We start from the raw sequence: 20,852 nt of genomic DNA, 5'->3' as shown, positions 1-20,852 counted from the left end.
GGGGAGGGTGCTCAGGGGAGGGTGCTCAGTGGGCACTTGGGGGGGTGCTCAACACCTTCATCGTGCCCCTCGTGACTCCGAATTGCTCGTGCACCGCCGTGCGGCGTACGGCCTCGGCCGGGGAGATTCTTCCCGCCAGGAGCTCCTGGTAGGCCGCCAGCACCCGTGCCGCCTCCTCCTGGGACTCGCGCACGAACTCCACCCGGAAACGGCGTACCCCTCGCTCCAGCAGCTTCGGCACCAGCGAGGCCGCGCTCTGCGCCTGCGCGTTGAACACCGTGTTCCTGCACCCCACGTCCACGATGACCGGGTGCTCCAGGCCGATCCGGTCCCGCAGGGAGATTTGATGCTTCTCACACGGCCGGCCGCAGCTCTTGAAGTCGCGCCCGTTGGACAGGGTGTGCGAGTACACGCAGTGCTCCGTGTGGAACGTGGCGATGTGGTGGTGCAGCGCCACCGCGAAGCGGTCCGCCGGCGTGTGGTCGAGCAGCGAGAAGAGCTGCGTCTCGTCCAGGTCGTGCGAGAAGGTGAGCGTGTCCAGCCCCAGCCCCAGCAGGTGTGCCGCCGTCAGCGAGTTGGTCACGTTGAGTGAGAAGTCCCCGTGCAACACCGGGCGCGGCTGGCCCGCAGGCCGCTCCAGGAAGTGCATCATCGCTCCCCAGTGGCGCACCAGCACCGCGTCGGGACGCAGCTTGTCGATGCGCGCGTCGTAGCCCTCCTCGCCCGGCTTCTGCACGCGCACCGTGGCGATCGTCACCCGCAGCCCGGCGGCCCTCGCCCGCTCCACCGCGCGCTGCAGGCCCACCATCTCCATCCAGTCCAGCTCCACCTCGCGAATGCCGGCGGCCAGGACGGCCTCCAACTGCGCGTCGTTACGGCACAGCGGCAACAGGCGCGGCGCCTCCTCGGCCGCGGCTTCGGGCACGTGCGCCAGCAGCGAGGCTCGCACCTGCTCCAGCACTGGCGTCTCCACCACCGTGCGCTTGTGGCCCCGCTCCACCGCCGCGGTGAGCTCGGCGACGAGATCCCTGCGCAGCGCCTTGAGCTCCGACACGGGCAGGTGCAGGCCCGGCGGCAGCTCCGCGCAGTCCAGCTTCTCCAGCGTGAAGGGCGTGCCTCCAAAGGCGCCCAGCTTGTCCTTCAACAGTTCCTCGTCCAGGCCCTTGCCCCGCGACGCGGTGAGCGGCGTCGGGCTCATGGCCGAGCTCTCGTGTCCCCAGGCGCTCGCATGCAGGCGCAGCGGAGCTCCCTCGGCGCCCGAGACCTTCAGGGTGAGTGGGATGCGGCCCTCGGGCTCGCCATGGGAGAGCATTCCCTCGGTGCGGCGGACGAGGGACGGGTCGCTGTTGAGCCACACGCGCTGCCCCGGCGCCACCCGCCCGAGGTCCGGACCCGGGTGGCCGAAGCCCAGCACCCAGCCCTGGCCCTTGCGGTCCACGCGGAAGATGGGGCCACCCGGCTCGTGCTTGTCCTCGGGAGCGTTCGCATCGAAGACGACGCCCATGCCCGGCCGCGGGTCCACATGGGCCGGCGTGGGCTCGCCACCGGGGAGGGGAGAGGAGATGGCCCCATTGGGCGCCTCGGGGCGCTGCTCGCCCAGGCCGAGCGCTCCGGTCCACGGACGCTCGTCGGGAGTGACGAAGACCTCCTTGCCGGACACGGAGCGCACGCGGCCGAGGTACAGGCCCCGGTGCTTGGGGAAGCGGCCCTCGACGAGCGTCTGGTGGTCCGAGCCCCCGAGGAAGCCATTGGAGAAGCCCCGGCTGTACGTGAGGGACATGTCGGCCAGGTCCTTCTCGAGCTGGCGCTCATCCGGCTTGCCGGCGATGACTCCGTCCACCCACCGCCGGTAGCCCTGCACGGTGGTCGTCACGTACTGCGGGCCCTTGAGGCGGCCCTCGATCTTCAGGCTGTGCACGCCGATGTCCACCAGGTCGGGCACGGCCCGCACGCCCGCCAGATCCTTGGGGCTGAGCAGGTAGCGCACGTCGCCGAGATCTCTCGTCTGGCTGTCCACCACCAGGTCATAGGGGAGGCGGCAGGACTGGGCACACTGGCCGCGGTTGGCCGAGCGCCCGCCCCAGGCCTCGCTGGTGAGGCACTGGCCGCTCCAGGACATGCACAGCGCGCCGTGGATGAAGACCTCCAGCTCCATGTCCGTCTGGCTGGCCAGGCGGCGGATTTCGGTGGTGGAGAGCTCGCGGGGCACGACGACGCGGGTGACGCCCAGGCCCCGGGCGAAGCGGATGCCCTCGGCGCTGGAGACCGTCATCTGCGTGGAGGCGTGCAGCTCCAACTGGGGGCAGATGGCGCGCGCCAGCAGGGCGATGGCCGGGTCCTGGATGATGAGGGCGTCCACACCGGACTCGGCCACGCGGCGCAGGATGCGCTCCACCATGGGCAGCTCGGGCTCGAAGACGAGCGTGTTGAGCGTCACGTAGGCGCGGGCCCCGGCGCGGTGGACGAGCACCATCGTCTCGGGCAGCCGCTCGAGCGAGAAGTTGTCGGCGCGGGCGCGGGCGTTGAAGCCCTCGTCCAACCCGAAGTAGACGGCATCCGCGCCGCTGGCGAGCGCCGCGCGCAGTGAATCGAGGTCTCCCGCGGGTGCGAGGATTTCAGGACGTCGGGAAGGCATGCTGCCTCCATAACACGCGGTCCGTGTTCCGGTGCCCGCCCGGAGCACTCCCCCGCCCATCCCCCGGGCGGCTGAGGGGCGCACGCGGGGCCTCCCTTGGAATAAAGGACGTTTCCGTATGCACAAGACCCTTGCCGCGGGCCTGCTGCTCGCGATTCTCACCCTCTCGACGGGCTGTCTGGGACCCCGGCTCGCGCGGTGCCCCGCGGACGGGGGCAGCCCCTGGCGCACGCTGGAGAGCGAGCACTTCACCCTGAAGACCGACCTTCCCTCCCAGGAGGCCCACGAGGCCATCGCCTGGCTGGAGCGGCTGCGCGCCGCCCTGCTCGCCGCCGCGTGGCCCGAGGCCCACGACCGGCCCATGGAGAAGGTCACCGTCTTCGTGCTCAGTAGGAGCCAGGACTTCGAGAACCTCTTTCCCTCCAGTCTCGATGGGCTCTTCACCCGGATCGGTGGAGAACTCTCCATCTTCCTCCACGGCTCGCCCTCCACGTGGTCGGCCCGCACCGATGGGCGCTCCTTCTCCACGGTGAAGCACGAGCTCACCCATTACCTGAGTGCCTACTTCCAGCTCCGCCAGCCGCGCTGGCTGGGCGAGGGACTCGCCGAGTTCCTCGAGACGTTGGAGCTGTCGGAGGACGGGAAGACGGCCACGGTGGGCAAGCCCTCCCCGAATGCCGCGGCGTGGATGGATTACCAGTTGCAACTCGTGCGCAACCGTCAGGTGCTCTCCTGGTCCGCCTGGAGCGTGTTCAACTGGGACTCGCGGAAGCTGGACCAGGACACCCCCTACCAGCGCTCAGTCCACTACGCGACGAGCTGGCTGCTGGTGCACTGGCTCTCCAACACCCGCCCCGAGGGCTTCTCGAAATTCCAGGCCCGTCTGGCGAAGGGCGCGGACCCCCGGCAGTCCTTCGCGGAGGCATTCCCCGACCTGCGCGGCGCCGACATCGACAGCATGCTGCTGCCGTACCTGCTCCGGGGCTCCTTCAAGGAGCGCACCGTGCAGGTGCCCTCCGTGACGACGAGCGCCACCGAGCTCCCCCTGGGGGACGCCGAGGTCCATGCCGTCCGGGCGTGGCTGGCGCTGACGGCGTCCTTTCTCTCCAAGGAAGGATCGAAGGAGCGGCGGGCGCTGGCTCATACCGAGCTGGACGAGGCGCTCCGGCTGGAACCGGCGAACTTCTCCGCCATCTGGCTGAAGGTGGGCATGGGCGACGTGCCCGAGGCGCAGCTGTTGCCACTCGTCCGCGCGGCGGTGGCGGCGCACCCCGAGGAGGGCCGCGCCTGGAGGTTGCTGGGCGGGGTGCTGGGGCAGGATGCGTCCACGCTGGCGGAGCGGGAGGCCGCGTACGCGAAGGCCGTCGCGCGCTCCCCGAATGACGCGAGCCCCGCGAATGAACTGGCCTGGGTGTACGTCCTCCAGGGGCGGTACGCGGAGGCGCTCCCGCTGGCGGCGCGCGCCGTCGAGCTGGCACCCTGGGATCCCTCCATCCTGGACACCTACGCCATGACGGTCGCGGGGCTCGGCCGTTGCGAGGAGGCCATCCTGACCGAGCAGCGCGCCCTCGACGTGTTGCAGGACTCCCAGGACCCGAAGCTGGTGAAGCTGTTCAGCGAGCGGCTCGCGGCCTTCACGTCTACGTCCTGTGTCCCCAAGCTCACGCCGTGAGGGTTTCCCCGGATGAGGAGCCCGTTGCGTGGGCGGTAGAGTGCTGGGGAGGAGCCCTCCTCCATCGCTGTGGGGGCTCCAGAGGGGGATTCCATCCATGCACCGAAGTCTTCGGGCCGTCATCCTGTTCGCCGTTCTCATCGCGTCCACGGGTTGTCTGGGGCCCCGTCTCGCGCAATGTCCCGCGCAGGGCGGCCGTCCCTGGCAGGAGGTGGAGAGCGAGCACTTCACGCTGCAGACCGATCTCCCCATCGAGGAGGCCAACAAGGCGGCGCGCTACCTGGAGCAGACCCGCGCCGCCATCCTCGCGGCCGCGTGGCCTTCCGCGAGCACGCGGAAGATGGCCCGGGTCACCGTCTACGTCTTCGGCCAGAGCTCGGATTTCGAGAACCTCTTTCCCCGGAGGGTCGCCGGGTTCTTCTCCCTGCAGGGCGATGAGCCCTTCATCGTTCTCCATGGCCCGCCGGACACCTGGGAGAAGCGCTTCTCGGGGTTCTCGGAGGCGTCTTCCTCCACGCTGAAGCACGAGCTCACCCATCACCTGAGCACCTATACCCTGCTCCGCCGGCCGCACTGGTTGTCCGAGGGGCTGGCCGAGTTCCTGGAGACGCTGCGGCTGTCCAAGGATGGCAGGACCGCCACCATGGGCACCCCGCACATCGACTCGGCCGTGTTCATGAAGAAGGTGTTGGACCTGTCCCAGCGGGGGCTGCTGCGCGACAACGAGTGGTCCATGCAGCGGGTGCTCGCCTGGGATGACCGGCGGCGGGACGAATTCGAGGACTGGGAGCTCGCCACCAACTATTCGGGCAGCTGGCTGCTGGTGCACTGGCTCTACAACACGCAGCCCGACGCCTTCGCGCGGTTCCAGGGGATGCTGGCGCAGGGGAAGGATCCCGTCCCCTCCCAGCGTGATGCGCTGCCCGAGCTGTCCTCGGCCCGGCTCGACAAGCGGCTCTTCGAGTACCTCCAGAGCGGCTCCTACGAGGAGATCACCGTCCAGGTGCCTCCCGTGGCCAACAGCTTCTCCGAGCGCACGCTGGATGACGCCGAGGTCCACGCCCTCCGAGGGATGCTGGCACTGACGGCCGCCGGCATGTCCCAGGAGGACAGGGCGGCGCGGCGGAAGCTGGCGCGCGCCGAGTACGAAGAGGTGCTCCGGCTGGAGCCGGAGGGGATGCTCGCCCTCGAGGTGCAGCTGACAGATGCCTCGCCCGAGGAGACGGTGTCCCTGTCGCGCGCGGCGGTGGAGGCCCATCCCCACGAGGCGCGCGCCTGGCTGCTGCTGGGCGAGGCCCTGCGGGTAGGCAGGAGTCCGCCGGAGGTGGCGGAGCGCGAGGCCGCGTACAAGAAGGCCGTCGAGCTGGCTCCGGGGGATGCGAGCGCGGCCAACGGGCTGGCGTGGTTGTATGTCACCCAGCAGCGCTACGCGGAGGCGATGCCGCTGGCGTCGCGCGCCATCGAGCTGGCCCCCTGGAATGCCCTCATCCTGGATACCTTCGCCATGGCCGCCGCGGGGCTCGGCCGTTGCCCCGAAGCCATCCTCGCCGAGCAGCGGGCGCTCGACATGCTGCAGGAGCAGCCGAACGAGACGCTGGAGAAGGAGTTCCGCGCGCGGCTCGCGGCCTTCACTCCCACGTCTTGTGTCCCCCAGCTCACGCCCTGAGGTGGCTCAGGGAGGGCCGCTGGCGGGAGTCCCGTGCCCTCCCGCCACGTAGTGCTCGCGGACGAACGCGTCCAGGCGGTCGAAGGCGGTGGTGAGGATGTCCTCCGGCGGGAGGAACACCACCCGGAAGTGCTGGGTGCCCGCCTTCTGCCCGAAGCCGCTGCCGTGGACGAAGAGCACACCCGTCTCGCGCAGCAGCGACAGCACGAACTGCTCGTCGTCCGTCACGCCGGGCAGTTGGAGGCGGACCATCGCGTAGAAGGCGGAGTCGGGCTCCACCATGGACAGGCCGGGAATGGCGTTGATGCGGCGGATCGTGAGGTCGCGCCGTGAGCGCATCCGCTTCATCATCTCCGGGATGTGGTCCTGCGGCCCCTCCAGCGCGGGCTGGATGGCGTACTGCTGCGGGGTGGGCGCGCACAGCCGGGCATCCGCCAGCCGCATCACCGCGCTCTTGAGCGCCGGCATGAGGTGCGAGTTGCAGAAGACGAGCCACCCCATGCGCCAGCCGCAAGCGAGGTAGGCCTTGGACATGCCATTGAAGGTGATGATGGGCACGTCCGTGGCCAGCGACGCGGTGGGCGTGTGGTCCTTGTCGTAGAGCAGCTTGTCGTAGATTTCGTCGGAGAGGATGACCAGTCCGCGCCGCCGGGCGATCTCCAGCAGCCCCTCGAGCACTTTGCGGTCGAGCACCGCGCCCGTGGGGTTGTTGGGGTTGCACAGCAGGAGGGCGCGGGTGCCGGGGGTGCACAGCGCGTCGATCTCCTCCAGGTCCAACGTCCAGCCGTGCTCTTCGTCCAGGGTGTAGGGCACGCCCTGGGCGCTCAGCTTGGACATGAGGGCGTTGTAGAGCGGGTAGCCGGGACAGGGCAGCAGCACGCGCTCGCCGGGCTCCAGGATGGCGGTGAGGGCCAGCTCGAGCGCCTCGCTGGCGCCGCTGGTGACCACCACGTCCGAGGGGCTGATGCCGGGGATGCCGATGCGCGTGCATTCGCGGGCGATGGCCTCTCGCGCGGCCGGGATGCCCGCCGAGGGCGCGTAGCCGTTGTGGCCGTCGCGCATCGCGCGGTGCACCGCCTCGATGAGGTGCGGCGGCGTCCGGAAGTCGAACTTCAGTGGGTCGCCGATGTTCAGGAAGAGGATGCGCTGGCCCTGGGCTTCCAGGCGGCTCGCCTCGGCCACGACGTTGCGGATGGCGTATCGGACGTTTTCGATGTGCCTGGCGGCGGGAATCACGGGAATCCTCGGCAAGGGTCGCTGTCTATGTAGCAACACCCCCCGTCCCGCGGTGCTGGAGCTTCTCCCCCGGTGCGGCGGACGACACGGGAGAAGGCGGGTGTCCGGACTCAGGACAGAAGTGACCGATTCTGGGACAGTGGCAAATTTCGCGTGTAAACCCCTGAAATGCCGATGGATTCAGGCAAATCTGTCACGGCGCGTTACATTTTCCGGATGGGAAGTGGAGCCCTGACGCACCGGGTCGGTTTTGGACTCCGAGCAATATCGAGCGCTTGGCCGCTGGCACGCTGAGTGCTTAAGAGGTGCCTACACCGAGACACGGGCCGTCAACTCCTCCTCCTCTGACGTCCCGCTGTGGTGAGCGGCGGATGAGCCTCCCCAGAGGGCCCATCCGTCGCTGTTTTTTTTTGCGGGTCAGGCGGGTCAGGGCTCGAAGAGTTCCTGCACGGACTGCACGGACACGGCCTTGAGGAGCCAGCGCTCGATTTGAGCAAGGTCCGAGCAGGCGGCAATGCGCTGACGGGACTGCTCGTCCATCAGGAGGCCACGGGCCTCAAGCACTATCAGCAGGGCATTCCTCCACCCCTCCCGGAAACCTTCCAGCCAGCTTTCTTGCCACGCTATCTGACGGACCTTTTCGCGCCACTGGACGAAATGCTTCCAAGCGGCTTCTCGCTGGTATTCGCAAGTGCCACTGCACATCAGGGTCTCCTAGATGGTGCGTGCCACGTTGTTCGGTTAGCACATCACCAAGTCAACTCCGCCTGAGCAAATGTGACTCCAGGAGTTACGTCTCTGTCAATCCCCCGCTTGACTCAAGAAGTAGTTCTCTAACTCTCCAGCTGAGCATGGGTGGGGCAGGTGCTGACTCCAGGGAGCCTGTCCCTGGAGTCATTTCTTGCTCACGCCGGACGATGCGTCTGTCCACCCTCGCCTGGAGTGGGAGGCGGGGTGCCATTCTCGTGGCGCTTGAGCAGCTTCGTCCGGGCCGTCTCCACCAACGTGTACAGCACGGGGATGAAGATGAGGTTGACGAAGGTGGACAGCAGCATGCCGCCGAACACCGCCGTGCCCAGCGACTTGCGCGAGGCGGCGCCCGCGCCCGTGGCCAGCACCAGCGGCACCACGCCCAGCAGGAACGCGAAGGACGTCATGATGATGGGCCGCAGCCGCGTGTCCGCCGCCTGGATGGCCGCCTCCACCACGCTCTTGCCCTGATGGCGCAACTGCTCGGCGAACTCCACGATGAGCACCGCGTTCTTGCTGGACAGGCCCACCAGCATCAGCAGACCGACCTGACAGAACACGTCATTGGCGAGCCCTCGCAGCAGCTGGAATCCGAGCGCGCCGAGGATGGCCACCGGCACCGCCAGCATGATGACGAAGGGCAGGGCGAAGCTCTCGTACTGCGCCGACAGCACCAGGAAGACGAAGACGACGCCCAGGGCGAAGATGAGCAGCACCTTGCCCGCGGACTGCTTCTGCTCGAGCGACAGGCCCGTCCACTCGAAGGTGAAGCCGGCCGGCAGTCCCTGGCGGGCCACGGCCTCCATGGCCTCCAGCGCCTGGCCCGTGCTGACACCGGGCGCGCCCTGGCCGTTGATGGTGGCCGAGCGGAACAGGTTGTAGTGCTGGATGTTCTGCGCGGTGGTGACGGGCTCCACCTTCACCAGGCTCTCCAGCGGCACCATCTGCCCCTGCGTCGAGCGCACGTAGAAGGCGGAGATGTCCTTGGGCTCGTTGCGGAAGGGCATGGCCGCCTGCACGTAGACGCGGTAGACGCGGTTGGCGAAGGTGAAGTCATTCACGTAGCTGCTGCCCATGTAGACCTGAAGCGTGGAGTACAGCGCGTCCAGCGGCACGCCGAGCGACTTGGCCTTCTCCCGGTCCACCGACACGTTGAGCAGCGGAGTGCTCGCCGTATAGGACGAGAAGACACTGCGCAGGTCCGGTGACTGGTTGGCCCGCCCCGAGAGCTGCTGCGTGGCCGCCGCCAGCTCGTCCAGCGTGTGGTTGCCCTGCTGGTCCTCCAGGACGAACTCGAATCCACCCACGCTGCCCACGCCGCGGATGGTGGGCGGCTGGAAGGCCAGCACCCGCGCTCCGGGAATGCCGGCGAAGGGCCCGCGCAGCCGGTTGACCAGCCCGGCCACGCTCTGCTCCTTCTCCTCGCGCTCCTCCCACGGGTGGAGGTTGATGAAGAGGACGCCGTAGTTGGGGCCAGTACCCAGCAGCGAGAAGCCGCCCACGGTGAAGATGTCCGCCACCTCCTTCTGCTGGCGCAGCACCTCCTCCGCCTGGATGAGCACCTGCCGCGTGTAGTCCAGCGACGTGCCCTCCGGGCCCTGGATGGCGACGATGAGGTAGCCCTGGTCCTCCTCGGGGATGAAGCCGGTGGGGGTCAGGCGGTAGAGCAGCGCCGTGACGCCCAGGAGCACCACGAAGACGCCCAGCACCACCCAGCGCATGCCCGGCAGCAGCAGCTTGCCCAGGAAGCTCGCGTAGCCGCGCCGGAAGGCATCCATCGCCTGGTCCACCCAGCGGAAGAAGCGCCACTTCTGTCCCTCGTGCGCGCGCAGCAGCCGGGCGCACAGCGCGGGAGACAGGGTGAGGGCCACCAGGGCGGACAAGCTGATGGAGAAGGCCAGCGTGAGCGCGAACTGCCGGTAGATGGTGCCCGTGGTGCCCGGGAAGAAGGACACCGGGACGAACACCGCCGAGAGCACCAGCGCCGTGGCGATCACCGCTCCGCCCACCTGCTTCATGCTCCGGTGCGACGCCTCACGCGCGTCCACGTTCTCCTCCACCATGACGCGCTCGACGTTCTCGATGACCACGATGGCGTCATCCACCACCAGGCCCGTGGCCAGGGTCAGGCCGAAGAGTGTCAGCGTGTTGAGCGAGAAGCCGAACGCGCTCACGAAGGCGAAGGTGCCCACCAGCGACACCGGCAGCGTCGTGGCCACCACGAGGATGCTGCGCCAGCCGTGCAGGAAGATGAAGATGACGAGGATGACCAGCGCGATGGCCTCCACCAGCGTCTTGAGCACCTCCTCGATGGAGGCCTGCACCGCCGCCGTGGTGTCGAAGGCGCTCTCGTAGACCATGCCCGGCGGGAAGTTGGCCTTCAGCCGCTCCAGCTCGGCCACCACGCCCTCACGTACCTCCAGCGCGTTGGAGCCGGGGAGCTGGAAGATGCCCAGGCCCACCGCGTCCCGGCCGTTGAAGCGCAGGAGCTGGTTGTAGTTCTCCGCTCCCAGCTCCACCCGGCCCACGTCCTTCATCTGCACCAGCGTGCCGTCCTCGCCGCGCTGCAGGACGATGTCCCCGAACTGCTCCGGCGTGGACAGCTGGCCGAGCACCTGCACGTTGATTTGATACGTCTGCCCCCGCGGCGAGGGAGGCTGGCCCACCTGGCCCGCGGCCACCTGCACGTTCTGCTCGCGCAGCGCGCCCACCACGTCCTGCGCGGTGAGGCCCCGGCTCGCCAGCTTCGTGGGATCCAACCACAGCCGCATGGCGAAACGGCGCTCGCCGAAGATGCGCACGTCGCCCACGCCCTTCACGCGCAGCAGCGCGTCACGGATGTAGACGTCCGCGTAGTTGCTGAGGAAGCCCGTGTCGTAGCGCTGCGCCTCGTCATACAGGCCGAAGGACATGAGCAGCTGCGATTGCGTCTTGTTGATGGTGATGCCCAGCGCGTTCACCTCGGCGGGCAGCCGCGCCGAGGCGGTGGCCACCCGGTTCTGCACGTCCACCGCGGCGACGTCCAGATCCCGGCCCGGCTCGAAGGTGACGGTGATGGTGCTGGTGCCGTTGTTGCTGCTGGTGGAGGAGATGTAGCGCATGCCCTCCAGGCCGTTGAGCTGGCGCTCCAGTACCGTCGTCACCGCGCTCTCCACCACCTCGGCGGAAGCGCCGATGTACGTGGACGTCACCGTCACCTGCGGCGCCGCGAGCTCCGGGTACTGCTCCACGGGCAGGCTGGGAATGGAGATGGCTCCCACCAGCGTGATGAGGATGGAGATGACGCTGGCGAAGATGGGCCGGCGGATGAAGAAGTCGGAGAACATGGGCGCTCACTTCCCCCCGTCTGGGCTCGGCGCCGTGCCCGCGTCCCCGGCTCCACCCGTACCCGCGTCCGCGCCGCCGCCCACGCCGGAGTCATCGCCCGGCAACTGCTTCGCGGGTTTGGGCTGGATGGGCTGTCCATCCCGTAGCTGCTGGAGCGAACCGACAATGACCTGCGTTCCCGGCTCCATGCCTTCCAGCAGCTCGTAGTAGTTGCCCTGGAGCCCGCCCAGCTTCACAGGCCGGCGCTGCGCCACCATGGGCCCGCCATCGCCCTGCACCGCCACCATGGCGAAGAACTGGCTGCTCTGCTGCGTCACCGCGAAGGTGGGCAGCCGCAGCGCTTCGCGCGTGGCGTACACCACCTGGGTGTGCACCACCTGGCCGGCGCGCAGCCCCTGCGTGTTGTCGAAGGCCGCCTTCAGCTCCACCAGTTGCGTGCGCGGGTCGGGCGTGGGTGCCACGAAGAAGACGGGGGCGCTCACCACCGGCTGGCCCTCGCTGTCCAGCACCTCCAGCCGCGTGCTGCCTGGCTTCACCTCCGAGGCGCGCTCGGGCGGCACCGAGACGGAGAGCTCCAGCGCCCGGCTCTGGTCCACGTTCGTCAGCGCCGTCTGCGGCGTGACGTAATCACCCATCTTCACGGGGATGTCGCCCATCACACCCGCGAAGGGCGCCTCCACCCGGTAGTAGCCGAGCTCCACCTGCTGCGCTTGCAGCTGCGCCTCCGCCCCGCGCGCGCTGGCCTCGGCGGCCGCCGCCTGGGCCACCGCCTGCTCATAGTCCTGCCGGCTCATGAGTCCCTCGCGCAGCAGTTGCTCGGCGCGCTGCCGGGTGCTGCGCGCGAACTCCCGCTGGGCCAGGGCCGAGGCACGCTGGGCCCGGGCGCTCTGCACGCCCGCGCGCTCACGCCTCGGGTCCACCTCCAGCAGCAACTGCCCCTCCTTCACCACCTGGCCCGGCTTCACCGCGATGCGCTGCACGTAGCCGGCCACCTGCGGAAAGACGGTGATGCTCCGGCGGGAGATGAGCGTGCCCAGGTACTCACCCGTGTCGCGCACCGGGCCCGGCCGCAGCTCCATCACCTCCACCGGCAGGGGCTGTCCGCCGCCTCCCGGGCCGCCGGCTCCTCCCTGGGGGCCTCCCTGTCCTTGTGTGCGCTCACACCCGGCCAGCGCCAGGGCCGCCAGCCACACTCCCCACCTCACCAGTCGCATGCCGCCTCCACCAAGAACGCCTCGATTCGCGCCTGGAACACCTGGAACTCCCTCACCACCAGGTTCAGCTCCGCCTGCCGCAGCGCCGCCGCGGACACCACCAGGTCCTGACTCGTCCCGGTGCCCACCTCGAAGGACCGGCGGGTGAGCCGGTCGTTCTCCGCCGCCAGCTCCCGGTTCCGTGTGGCGATCTCCAGCTCCGCCCCCGCCACGCCCACCTCGCGCCGCGTCTGCCTCACCTCGACCGTGGCCCCGCGCTGCCTGGCCACCACGTCCTGGCGCGCCGCCTCCTCCTGGGCCCGTGCCTGCCGCACGAGACCTCCGCGCGCGCCTCCTTCATAGAAGGGCAGGGTGAGCACCGCGCCGATGTTCCAGACGGGCACCCGCGCGAAGCCCGGGTCCACCGTGAAGCCAAACACCGTGCTCTGCGCCGCGAGCGTGGGCAGGTACTGCGCCTGGGCCGCCGACACGTCGTGACCGGCCGCCTCCAGTTGCGCGCGCGACGCCGCGAGGTCCGGCCGCTGGTCCAACGCCTGGAGGTTCTGGCACTGCGCCCGGCCGCGATTCAGCAGCTCCTCCAGGGACACGCCGCGCGCCAGCCCCACCGGCTGCTCCTGGCCCAATATCAGCGCCAGGGTATCCCTCGCTTGCAGCAGCGTGTTGTCCCCGGACACCACCAACGAGCGTGCCGACTCCGCGTCCTGCCGCAGGCGGACGACGTCCAACTGGGTGCCAGCCCCCAGCTCCAACCTCCGCTGGGCCAGCGCCAGCCGCTCCAGTGCGGAGCGCAGGTTGACGCGGTTCACCTCGGAGAGCCGCTCGGAGGAGGCCACCCGCGCCAGCGCCCGGGCGAGCTCCCCGGTGAGCTGGCGCCGCGTCTCCTCCAGCGACAGCTCGGCGGCGCGGCGGGAGGCGTTGGCCGAGCGCAGGGATTGAATGGCGCCCCAGTCGAGCAGGGGAAGGGAGGCCGTCACCGTGGCGGTGGCCAGGGGCGCGGTGGGCCGCTGACCGTCACCCCCGCCCGCGCCGACGCCTCCACCGATGCCGCCTCCACCGATGCCGCCCCCGATGAATGCCGTCGAGGGGTCGAGCACGTTGTATTGGACACCCGCCGAGCCGTTGAGGGTGGGCAGCAGTCCGGCGAGCGCCACGCGCCGCAGTCCCGCGGCGGACTCCACCCGGGCCAGCGCGGCGCGCAGGTCCGTGGATTGCTGGCGCAGGAGCGCGAGCGCCTCGTCCCAGGAGCCCACCTGCACCGGAGCCGGAGACACGGGCTCGAGCAGCGGATCGGAGACCTCGGGTTGAAAGGGCGGAGACACGGGCGCGGGCTGCTGCGGCGGAGCAGTCCCCGGTCCGGTCTGGGCGGGCAGGGCACCGGCGGGAAGACCGGCGTGCCAGAGCAGGGCTGTGAGCAGGAGGGCGGTCATAAACGGACCGCCCACATTGCTGCCTGCCCCACCGCATTGCCTCCGGCTGGAGGACATTCATGACACAGCAGGACACTGCGGGTGCTCGCTAGCGAGCACTTGCGTCACCCTGGAGCAGGAATGCGACAGCGGGGCGAGGCGGATGCCCGCCAGTGGGCACTTCGGCCGCGAGTGTTCCCGGCGTCAGCTGCTGAGGTCCTTGGTGGCGGTCCGAGGTGGCTCCTCGGAGGGCAGGGGCTGGCCGGCGCAGTCGGTGCCCGGAGCGGGCGCGCGGGTGGTGCGGGGCCGGTACTCCCAGTGCCACGGCTCCGAGGGCACCGTGCGCCGGAAGCCATGGCGGCACGCGTTGGCCGCGAGCCACCGGTAGGTGGGGGACTCCTCGTCGCCGACGACCACGTCCACCGCGAGCCCCCGCTGGTGGTTGGAGCGGCCAGGGCGCGCGGCCTTGGGGCCCAGGCCCTTGCGGTAGCGCTCGTAGAGCAGGCGCTGCTCCCGGCGGGTGCGGTAGCCGCTGGTCACCCAGAGCCCGATGCCATCCCCGCGGGCCGCGGTGGCCATGCGCAGGAAGGAGGCCGCGGCGTCACGGCGCAGCGACTTGCCACCGGGCAGGGCGACGAGGTGCTTGGCGGTGGCCGTCTTCGCCCGCTTGCGTTTCACGTCCGCGCCGGGCGCGAGACCGGGAACGAGCAGGCACACGAGGGCTAGGAAAAGGCTCCAGCGCAGCGGCGGGAACGGCATGAGGCGGTTCCTGTCCAGAGAGGCAGAGATGGTTGCTCTCACATCTATTCCCGGAATGCGAGCAGGCGGCCGGGCAGGCGCCGCATGGCCCGCTGGCTCCGAACCGCCCTCGGCTCGTCTGTCTGGCTGCTCTCCCGTTAGAGTGGGGACATTCCATGACGACCGCCCTGCGTCCCGTGCCCCCGAGCGAGGAGGTTTCTCCCGCTCCCGCCGCTGTCTCCATTCCCGCCCCGCTGCCCGCCGCGCGGCTGATGGCGCACGCCGCCGCGTGGCTCACCCTGCTGGGTCTGCTCACCGGTGGCTTCGTGTCCGCGGCCATGACGGGCAAGGTGCCCGCGGATCCCCACGCCGCGCTCGCCTCGCACCTCAACGCGCTGATGGGGGCCTTCCTGCTGCTGGGCGTGGCGTGGACGCTGCCGATGCTGCGTTACGGGGCCACGGGCCAGCGCCGGCTCGCGTGGGCCTTCATCGTGTCCAACTTCGCCAACTGGTTCGTCACCGGGGTGAAGGCGTTTCTGCGCGTGTCCGGCGTGGATGCCACCGGCGAGCCCGTGAATGACGCCGTGTTCGGTGTGCTCACCCTGTCCGTGGTGTTGCCGGCGCTCGGCGCGGCCGCGGCCTGGGTGTATGGCTTCCGGCGCTCGGCCGCTGCCCAGGGGCCTCATACCGGATCCGAGGGCAGCTGAGACCCCACGTTTTCGAGGAGTTCATCGAGTCGATTCCTCAGCTCGGGTGACAAGGGCAGACCTCTGTCCATATCGAATTGGATGCGCCTCCTCCCCGAGCGCGCCTCCACCACGAAGAGGATGGAGGCACCGTGGAGCGCGAGGTCCTGGGACGTCCACTTCGTCCGGGTGGAATCGAGCTGTGCCTCGAACCACTCCTGTACCTTCTGGGGCCAATGGATTCGCGCCCAGGCGGAGATGAGCTCGAGGCACCACCTGACCTCGCCCATCGGCTGTTGAAGGAGCGGCTCCAGCCGGGCGGGGAACGCCTTCGATAGCTCACTCCAGAGCGTCTCCAGGTGAACTCTCGAGGCAATCCGGGCCGAGGTGAGGACGAGATAATCCCTATCGAGCGGGTCCGGGAGGGAATCGAGGACCCTCCGGGCCGCGGCCTCGTCCAATCCCATTTCCACGAAGGCGCCCAGCTCGAGGAGCCTGTCCTTGAGTGGGGTGGGCTCCTGTTGCCCGAACCGCTCCCGGTAGAGCCGGGAGAGAATCACGAGCAACCGCACCCGCTGCTCGACATCCAGCTCCTGCTCCAGATCCATGAGCTTCGGAAGAACCAGTTCCAGCCGCGCGCGGAGCGCGAGTGCGAGCTCGTCCTGTTTCCCGGGTGGAGGGGGCTCCTTCAGTGCCTCCAGCATCCGGGCCAGCATCGCATCCGATACATCACCCGGGGGGACGCCGAAGTAGAAGTAGCGGTCGAATGACTCGTTGCTGCTGACCCGATTGCCCTTGATGAACTCCTCCTCGTTCCCAGGCTGCTCGGGAAACAGTGAGTCCAGGAGGCGCTCGAGCGATTGCCGTTCTCGAGCGTCCGAGATGCCGGTGTCGAGCAGGAGGGGCTCGAAGGCCGCACGCCTCGCTCGCTGCGCATCAGAGGAGACGGTCAGCTCGCATTTTCGATGGTAAAGCTCCCGGTACAGGAGCGGGTAGAAGGTTCGCAGGTAGGTGAGCGCGAGGAAGTCCGCGAGGTCCACCGCTCCCGTTACCAGGGGCAGGTAGGCGCTGACCTGAGCGAAGAAGCGCTTGATGCTCCGCGGCTCGCTCAGACGGAGCAGCAGCCACTTGTCGAAGAGATCCAGGAGGCGGGCCTGCACCGCGGGGGGTTGCGGTGGGAGTGACTCCAGGCTGCGATCGACCATCCTGCGCGCATGATGTTCATGCAGGATGGGCAGGTCCAGGCGGAGCTGGACGATCTTCTCCAGATACGCGAGCGCACGGCTGGGATTATTGCGTGCCAGCTCCGATTCCTGGAGCACCGAGAGCAGCGTCTGCTCGTCGTACGCGAGCAGGTAGCAGACCTTGGGCAGCCGCCCCAGTTGCCTGACCAGCTTGAAGAGCATCAGCAGCTCGCTGGGGGCGAGTCTATCGACGTCGTCCATCACGACGAGGATGTGCCGGGGCAGCTTCGACAGGGTCTCCTCGAGCCGCTCGCGAAGCTTCTGGACGGAGCGGGAAGGCTCGAGGAGCTTGGAGATTCCCTCGGCGAGCTTGCCTGGATCGACTCCGGTCAGGAAGCTCAGGGGGGCTGTGATCGCCCCTCCCATCGAGAGGAGCTTGCTGGCGTAGGCGCGGAAGGAGTCGAGGAAGGTGCGGTCCTTGAAGTCATCCGGCATGGCGCTGGAGAGGACCTCGAAGAAGTTGAACATCAACCCGTCCAGGCTGCTGAGCTCCCAGGGGTTGAAGTGCGCGACGGTCCATTCGTCCTCGAGCGGGGCGAGGCGCTCGGCCACGAGCTCGAGGACGGAGGACTTGCCGCTGCCCCAGGGGCCAATGAGGGCCAGGACCGTGCTGGAGGGCTGGGCCCGGACCAGCTCGAGGACGTTGACGATCTGCTCCGCGAACGCGGCCCGCTCCAGCTCGTCGTCATCCGCCTTCGCGATGGGGTCATCCGCCAGGGACAACAGTTGGCGGAGAGGTGGCTCGGCCATGGGCTTCCCCCCAAGAGGAAGAACACTCCGGACCGGGCAAGGCATGCACGCCCGCCTCCACGGGGAGACTCGCTCGGGAGCCTGGCGAGCCCCCGCCGTGTCTCAGTCCAGCGCGGCGCTCACGTCGGTGCGGGTGAGGCGCAGGGTAGCCATGCGGCGGCGGCGGGCATCGGCGACGGCCAGGTGCCAGCCGGCGGCGAACAAGCCCACCACGAGGCAGCCGCCCCACAGGGCCCGTGCGCCGAAGTGTCCCAGCACCCACGAGCCGAGCGTGGGGGCGATGCTGGCCGAGAGGGCCCACAGCATGTAGTAGGCGCCCTGGTAGGTGCCGCGCTGCTCGGGGGGCGCCAGGTCCGCCACCACGGCCGAGGCCACGGGCGCCTGGGCAATCTCTCCCAGCGTCCACACCACCACCGCGAGCGCCGCCAGCCCCGGGTTCGCGCCGAGCGCGTACATCCCGAAGCCCAGCCCCGTCAGCGCCGAGGCCCACGCCAGCGCCGTCGCGCGCCGCACCTGCCCCATCATCCGGCCGGCGAAGGGTTGCAGCAGCACGATGAGCACGCCATTCACGCCCAGGACCGTGCCGAAGGTGGCGGGTGACATGCCTTGCGCGGTCAGGTCCATCGGCAGCGTCACGTTGCCCTGGGTGAAGATGATGGCGGTGAGGACGAGGGGCAGGGCGAAGGCGAGGAACACCTCGTCCCGGAAGGGCGCCAGCGAGGGCAGCCGGCGGGAGGATTCGGCTCCCCGGTCCGCCAGGGCGGGGCGTGTCTCCGGCACCTTCCACCAGACGAGCAGCCCGTAGAGGAAGGTGGTGCAGGCATCCGCCACGAAGAGCACGAGGAAGCCGAAGCGCGAGGCCAGGCCCGCCAGGGGCAGGGCGATGGAGAAGCCCACGTTGATGACCCAGTACAGCAGGGCGAAGGCGCGCGCGCGGTCCTCGGGTTTCACCACGTCGGAGATGGCCGCCGACACCGCGGGCCGGTACAGCTCGCCCAGCAGGCCCAGCAGGAAGGCCGAGACGCAGATGTGCCAGGTCTCCTTCGCGAAGCCCATGGACAGCATCGCCGCCGAGCCCAGCCACAGCCCCGACACCAGCGTCTTGCGCCGGCCCACCCGGTCCGACAGCGTCCCGCCGACGAGCCCCGCCAGCACGCCGCCCACGCCGTGCAGGGACACCACCATCCCGGCCTCCTCCACCCGGAAGCCGCGCTCGCGCGTGAGGTACAGCGCCAGGAAGGGCACCACGAAGGCGCCCAGCCGGTTCACCAACGTTCCCGTCCAGAGATACCAGTACGTGCCCGGCAGTCCCCCCGCCGTCGCCTGGACTTCCGCCCTCAATCGCCCCAACAGGTGCTTCATGACGGGCGCAGCTTGCTGGAAGCGGCCCGGGGGCGCCAGGGGCGGGCCTTCCCCCTACTCCCGGAGTGATTGGACCGCATAGGATTCACACCCGGAGGAACACGCGTGACTCGACCCTACAAGCCGGATGGTTACCCGAGTGTCTCGGCCTACGTGATGGTGAACGGCGCCCAGCGCGTCATCGACTTCTTGAAGAAGGCCTTCGACGCCACGGAGCTGCGCCGCTACGACGGCCCGAACGGGTCGATCATGCACGTCGAGGTGCGGATCGACGACTCGGTGATCATGCTCTCCGATGGTGGAGGCTCCTTCCCGGCGTTTCCCGTGTGGCTCCACCTCTATGTCCCGGACGTCGATGCGACGTACCAGCGCGCGCTCGCGGCGGGTGGAGTCTCCGTCCAGGAGCCGCAGCAGAAGGGCGATCCGGATCGCCGCGGTGGCGTGAAGGATCCCTCGGGCAATACGTGGTGGATCTCCACCCAGATGGACTGAGGCCGGAGTCCCTCGCATGCGCTTCCAACCGCCGTGGGGCGGGGCCTTCCGCCTCCAGACCTATTTCCACCGCAAGCTCGATGCCCTGCCCCCCGCAGACATCGAGGCCATGCGCTCGGTCATCCTGGGCTCCTCCCTGCTCGGGGAGACCAACCTGACGTCCCAGTTCTCGGGCACCTATGGCTTCTCGGTGACCTTCCAGCGCGAGGCGCTCTCCGATGTGAAGGACCGCTTCCCGACCTTCGTTCCGTTTCTCGACGCCGCGCTGCTGCCGGTCTGCAACGCGTTCCTGCTCAATCCGCTGTTGATCCAGAACGGGCGCGGGGTGGAGGCCCACCTGGACAAGAGCATGATGTACTACGGGGACACGATCGGCTGTCCGGTCGCCGTGAGCGTGCTCTACATCCAGGTTCCCGAGCAGCTCGCGGGAGGAGAACTGCGGCTGTATCACCGGGGTGAGCGGGTGGCGGCGCTGGCACCCCGGCCGAACTCGCTGGTGACGTTCCGGGGAGACATGGCGCACGAGGTGATAGCGGTCGAGTCCGGGGCTCCGGAGATCTCGGCGGCGCGCATCAGCCTGGTGGTCGAGCAGTACCGTCTGCCGGAGGAGCTGCTCGCGCGGGTGCCTCGGATGGAGCTGCGGACCCGGGCGGGAACGGTGATGATATGAGCGAGCTGTCGATGGAGTGGTGGGTGGCCCAGAGTCCTGAGCGGGTCTTCCAGGCCATCGAGGATCCCTTCCAGATGCGGCGCTGGTACGGGGCGGTTCCGGGTGGCCAGCGTCTCGGGGAACAGGGGGACGCGGAAGCAGGCGAGCCGTTCCAGGTGAACGTGCTCGATGCGAAGGGGGTCCTCCGGACGCAGACGGGCCGTATCCTCAAGGTGTCTCCGGGCCGGGGCTTCATGATGGAACTGTCCTGGGACGGCGGGGAGCTCGGCGGCGACACGACGCGCCTCTCCATGGAGCTCGAGCCCTCCGGAGATGGCACGCGCATCAAGGTTCGTCAGGGTCCGGTCTCGAGCCCCGAGCTCCTGGCGGCGTACCGGGCGTACTGGGAGGCCAACGTGGGGCGTTTGATCCGCGTCGCCTCTGGAGAAGCGGTGCCCTGCTTCGAGGAGTTCTGGGAGGAGTCGGGGGGCTACGTCGAGCCGCTCGGCCTGGCGGCCTATACGGTGCTCGCCGGCATGAAGGAGGCCGGGGTGCCGCCGGAGACGCTCGCGCAACTGGAGGAGACGCTCTATACGCACCTCGCGCGCGTGCCCGAGGAGACGGCGGGCGTGCTCGGGGCGGTGCTTCGCGAGCGCCTGAAGGGCATGCTTTCGGGTGGCGGCTGAAGGCGGGCCCCTACTTCGTGCCGGGCCCGGCCCTGGAAGGAGGGCAGGGCCCGGGGACGCCGGAGACGCTTACTTCGCGTGCTCGAAGCTGTCGCTGCTCTTGCAGTCATCGCACCAGTCGGCCGTGGGGTCGCAGTGCGAATAGTGGGTGCCCGCGACGTAACCGCCGTAGATGCTCTCGAGATCGGTGTCCGAGAGCTCGGTGAGGCCCGACGGATGGGCGGGCAGTGAAGCGCGCTGCGCCTCGTCGAGCTGCAGGTAGAAATCCCGGTCGCGCCAGGCGCGAATGATGTCTTCCGTGCTGAGTGGCTTCATGTCGACTCTCCGTGCGGGGGGGTC

Annotated in this window: 15 protein-coding genes; 6 read left to right on the top strand and 9 right to left on the bottom strand. The window is 69.2% G+C overall.

The annotated features are described in order from the left end of the window. Positions 1–25: 25 nt before the first annotated feature. On the bottom strand, positions 26–2,635 hold the full coding sequence (locus BO221_RS11720; protein ID WP_073560505.1) for a U32 family peptidase: 2,610 nt from the start codon (positions 2,633–2,635) through the stop codon (positions 26–28). A 118-nt stretch (positions 2,636–2,753) separates the two neighbouring features. On the opposite strand from BO221_RS11720, the gene BO221_RS11715 reads away from it, so the two are divergent. Both BO221_RS11715 and BO221_RS11710 read left to right on the top strand, forming a co-directional pair. Further along, positions 2,754–4,307: a DUF1570 domain-containing protein gene (locus BO221_RS11715; RefSeq protein WP_073560504.1), complete on the top strand. Its 1,554-nt coding sequence runs from the start codon at positions 2,754–2,756 to the stop codon at positions 4,305–4,307. 97 nt (positions 4,308–4,404) lie between these two features. Continuing rightward, positions 4,405–5,973 carry a DUF1570 domain-containing protein gene (locus tag BO221_RS11710; RefSeq protein WP_073560503.1) on the top strand — a complete coding sequence of 523 codons (1,569 nt, stop codon included), beginning with the start codon at positions 4,405–4,407 and terminating at the stop codon, positions 5,971–5,973. A gap of 6 nt (positions 5,974–5,979) precedes the next feature. On the opposite strand, the gene BO221_RS11705 is transcribed toward BO221_RS11710, so the two are convergent. From BO221_RS11705 to BO221_RS11680, 5 genes are all read right to left on the bottom strand, one after another. Next, entirely contained in the window at positions 5,980–7,209 is a 1,230-nt protein-coding gene (locus BO221_RS11705; protein WP_198956099.1) for an aminotransferase class I/II-fold pyridoxal phosphate-dependent enzyme, read from the bottom strand. A gap of 905 nt (positions 7,210–8,114) precedes the next feature. Then, on the bottom strand, positions 8,115–11,285 hold the full coding sequence (locus tag BO221_RS11695; protein WP_073560500.1) for an efflux RND transporter permease subunit: 3,171 nt from the start codon (positions 11,283–11,285) through the stop codon (positions 8,115–8,117). Between the two features lie 6 nt (positions 11,286–11,291). Continuing rightward, on the bottom strand, positions 11,292–12,500 hold the full coding sequence (locus tag BO221_RS11690; RefSeq protein WP_073560499.1) for an efflux RND transporter periplasmic adaptor subunit: 1,209 nt from the start codon (positions 12,498–12,500) through the stop codon (positions 11,292–11,294). Then, complete coding sequence (locus BO221_RS11685) at positions 12,488–13,927, bottom strand: TolC family protein (RefSeq protein ID WP_073560498.1); 1,440 nt, start codon at positions 13,925–13,927, stop codon at positions 12,488–12,490. Before BO221_RS11685 ends, BO221_RS11690 begins: the two co-directional genes overlap by 13 nt. Positions 13,928–14,110: 183 nt before the next feature. Further along, a complete protein-coding gene (locus BO221_RS11680; protein WP_073560497.1) occupies positions 14,111–14,665 on the bottom strand; it encodes a D-alanyl-D-alanine carboxypeptidase family protein in 555 nt (184 codons plus the stop codon). Positions 14,666–14,820: 155 nt separating this feature from the next. On the opposite strand from BO221_RS11680, the gene BO221_RS11675 reads away from it, so the two are divergent. Beyond that, entirely contained in the window at positions 14,821–15,351 is a 531-nt protein-coding gene (locus tag BO221_RS11675; RefSeq protein ID WP_073560496.1) for a hypothetical protein, read from the top strand. Here the strand turns inward: BO221_RS11675 and BO221_RS11670 are convergent. Both BO221_RS11670 and BO221_RS11665 read right to left on the bottom strand, forming a co-directional pair. Then, positions 15,327–17,324: a P-loop NTPase fold protein gene (locus BO221_RS11670; protein ID WP_073560495.1), complete on the bottom strand. Its 1,998-nt coding sequence runs from the start codon at positions 17,322–17,324 to the stop codon at positions 15,327–15,329. The two genes, BO221_RS11675 and BO221_RS11670, sit on opposite strands and share 25 nt — an antisense overlap. 102 nt (positions 17,325–17,426) lie before the next feature. Next, a complete protein-coding gene (locus tag BO221_RS11665) occupies positions 17,427–18,686 on the bottom strand; it encodes an MFS transporter (protein ID WP_073560494.1) in 1,260 nt (419 codons plus the stop codon). Positions 18,687–18,791: 105 nt separating this feature from the next. Between BO221_RS11665 and BO221_RS11660 the strand changes: the two genes are divergently transcribed. The 3 genes from BO221_RS11660 to BO221_RS11650 are packed head-to-tail and all read left to right on the top strand — an operon-like array spanning position 18,792 to position 20,513. Continuing rightward, positions 18,792–19,178: a VOC family protein gene (locus tag BO221_RS11660; RefSeq protein ID WP_233165921.1), complete on the top strand. Its 387-nt coding sequence runs from the start codon at positions 18,792–18,794 to the stop codon at positions 19,176–19,178. 16 nt (positions 19,179–19,194) lie between these two features. Beyond that, complete coding sequence (locus tag BO221_RS11655; protein ID WP_073560493.1) at positions 19,195–19,848, top strand: 2OG-Fe(II) oxygenase; 654 nt, start codon at positions 19,195–19,197, stop codon at positions 19,846–19,848. Beyond that, on the top strand, positions 19,845–20,513 hold the full coding sequence (locus BO221_RS11650) for an SRPBCC domain-containing protein (RefSeq protein ID WP_073560492.1): 669 nt from the start codon (positions 19,845–19,847) through the stop codon (positions 20,511–20,513). Before BO221_RS11655 ends, BO221_RS11650 begins: the two co-directional genes overlap by 4 nt. Positions 20,514–20,582: 69 nt before the next feature. On the opposite strand, the gene BO221_RS11645 is transcribed toward BO221_RS11650, so the two are convergent. After that, positions 20,583–20,828, bottom strand: coding sequence for a mersacidin/lichenicidin family type 2 lantibiotic (locus BO221_RS11645; protein WP_073560491.1), 246 nt, complete (start codon positions 20,826–20,828; stop codon positions 20,583–20,585). Positions 20,829–20,852 lie beyond the last annotated feature (24 nt).

This window comes from Archangium sp. Cb G35, from assembly GCF_001896145.1.
Taxonomy (GTDB): Bacteria; Myxococcota; Myxococcia; order Myxococcales; family Myxococcaceae; genus Archangium; species Archangium violaceum.
Note: the sequence above shows the minus strand (reverse complement) of the source record. Positions and strands in the feature narration are given on the sequence as shown.

Excerpts from the sequence above, each read along its gene's own strand:
- BO221_RS11720 (WP_073560505.1), bottom strand. The coding sequence starts at position 2,635 with ATGCCTTCCCGACGTCCTGAAATCCTCGCACCCGCGGGAGACCTCGAT.
- BO221_RS11715 (WP_073560504.1), top strand. The coding sequence starts at position 2,754 with ATGCACAAGACCCTTGCCGCGGGCCTGCTGCTCGCGATTCTCACCCTC.
- BO221_RS11710 (WP_073560503.1), top strand. The coding sequence starts at position 4,405 with ATGCACCGAAGTCTTCGGGCCGTCATCCTGTTCGCCGTTCTCATCGCG.
- BO221_RS11695 (WP_073560500.1), bottom strand. The coding sequence starts at position 11,285 with ATGTTCTCCGACTTCTTCATCCGCCGGCCCATCTTCGCCAGCGTCATC.
- BO221_RS11690 (WP_073560499.1), bottom strand. The coding sequence starts at position 12,500 with ATGCGACTGGTGAGGTGGGGAGTGTGGCTGGCGGCCCTGGCGCTGGCC.
- BO221_RS11685 (WP_073560498.1), bottom strand. The coding sequence starts at position 13,927 with ATGACCGCCCTCCTGCTCACAGCCCTGCTCTGGCACGCCGGTCTTCCC.
- BO221_RS11680 (WP_073560497.1), bottom strand. The coding sequence starts at position 14,665 with ATGCCGTTCCCGCCGCTGCGCTGGAGCCTTTTCCTAGCCCTCGTGTGC.
- BO221_RS11675 (WP_073560496.1), top strand. The coding sequence starts at position 14,821 with ATGACGACCGCCCTGCGTCCCGTGCCCCCGAGCGAGGAGGTTTCTCCC.
- BO221_RS11670 (WP_073560495.1), bottom strand. The coding sequence starts at position 17,324 with ATGGCCGAGCCACCTCTCCGCCAACTGTTGTCCCTGGCGGATGACCCC.
- BO221_RS11665 (WP_073560494.1), bottom strand. The coding sequence starts at position 18,686 with ATGAAGCACCTGTTGGGGCGATTGAGGGCGGAAGTCCAGGCGACGGCG.
- BO221_RS11655 (WP_073560493.1), top strand. The coding sequence starts at position 19,195 with ATGCGCTTCCAACCGCCGTGGGGCGGGGCCTTCCGCCTCCAGACCTAT.
- BO221_RS11650 (WP_073560492.1), top strand. The coding sequence starts at position 19,845 with ATGAGCGAGCTGTCGATGGAGTGGTGGGTGGCCCAGAGTCCTGAGCGG.
- BO221_RS11645 (WP_073560491.1), bottom strand. The coding sequence starts at position 20,828 with ATGAAGCCACTCAGCACGGAAGACATCATTCGCGCCTGGCGCGACCGG.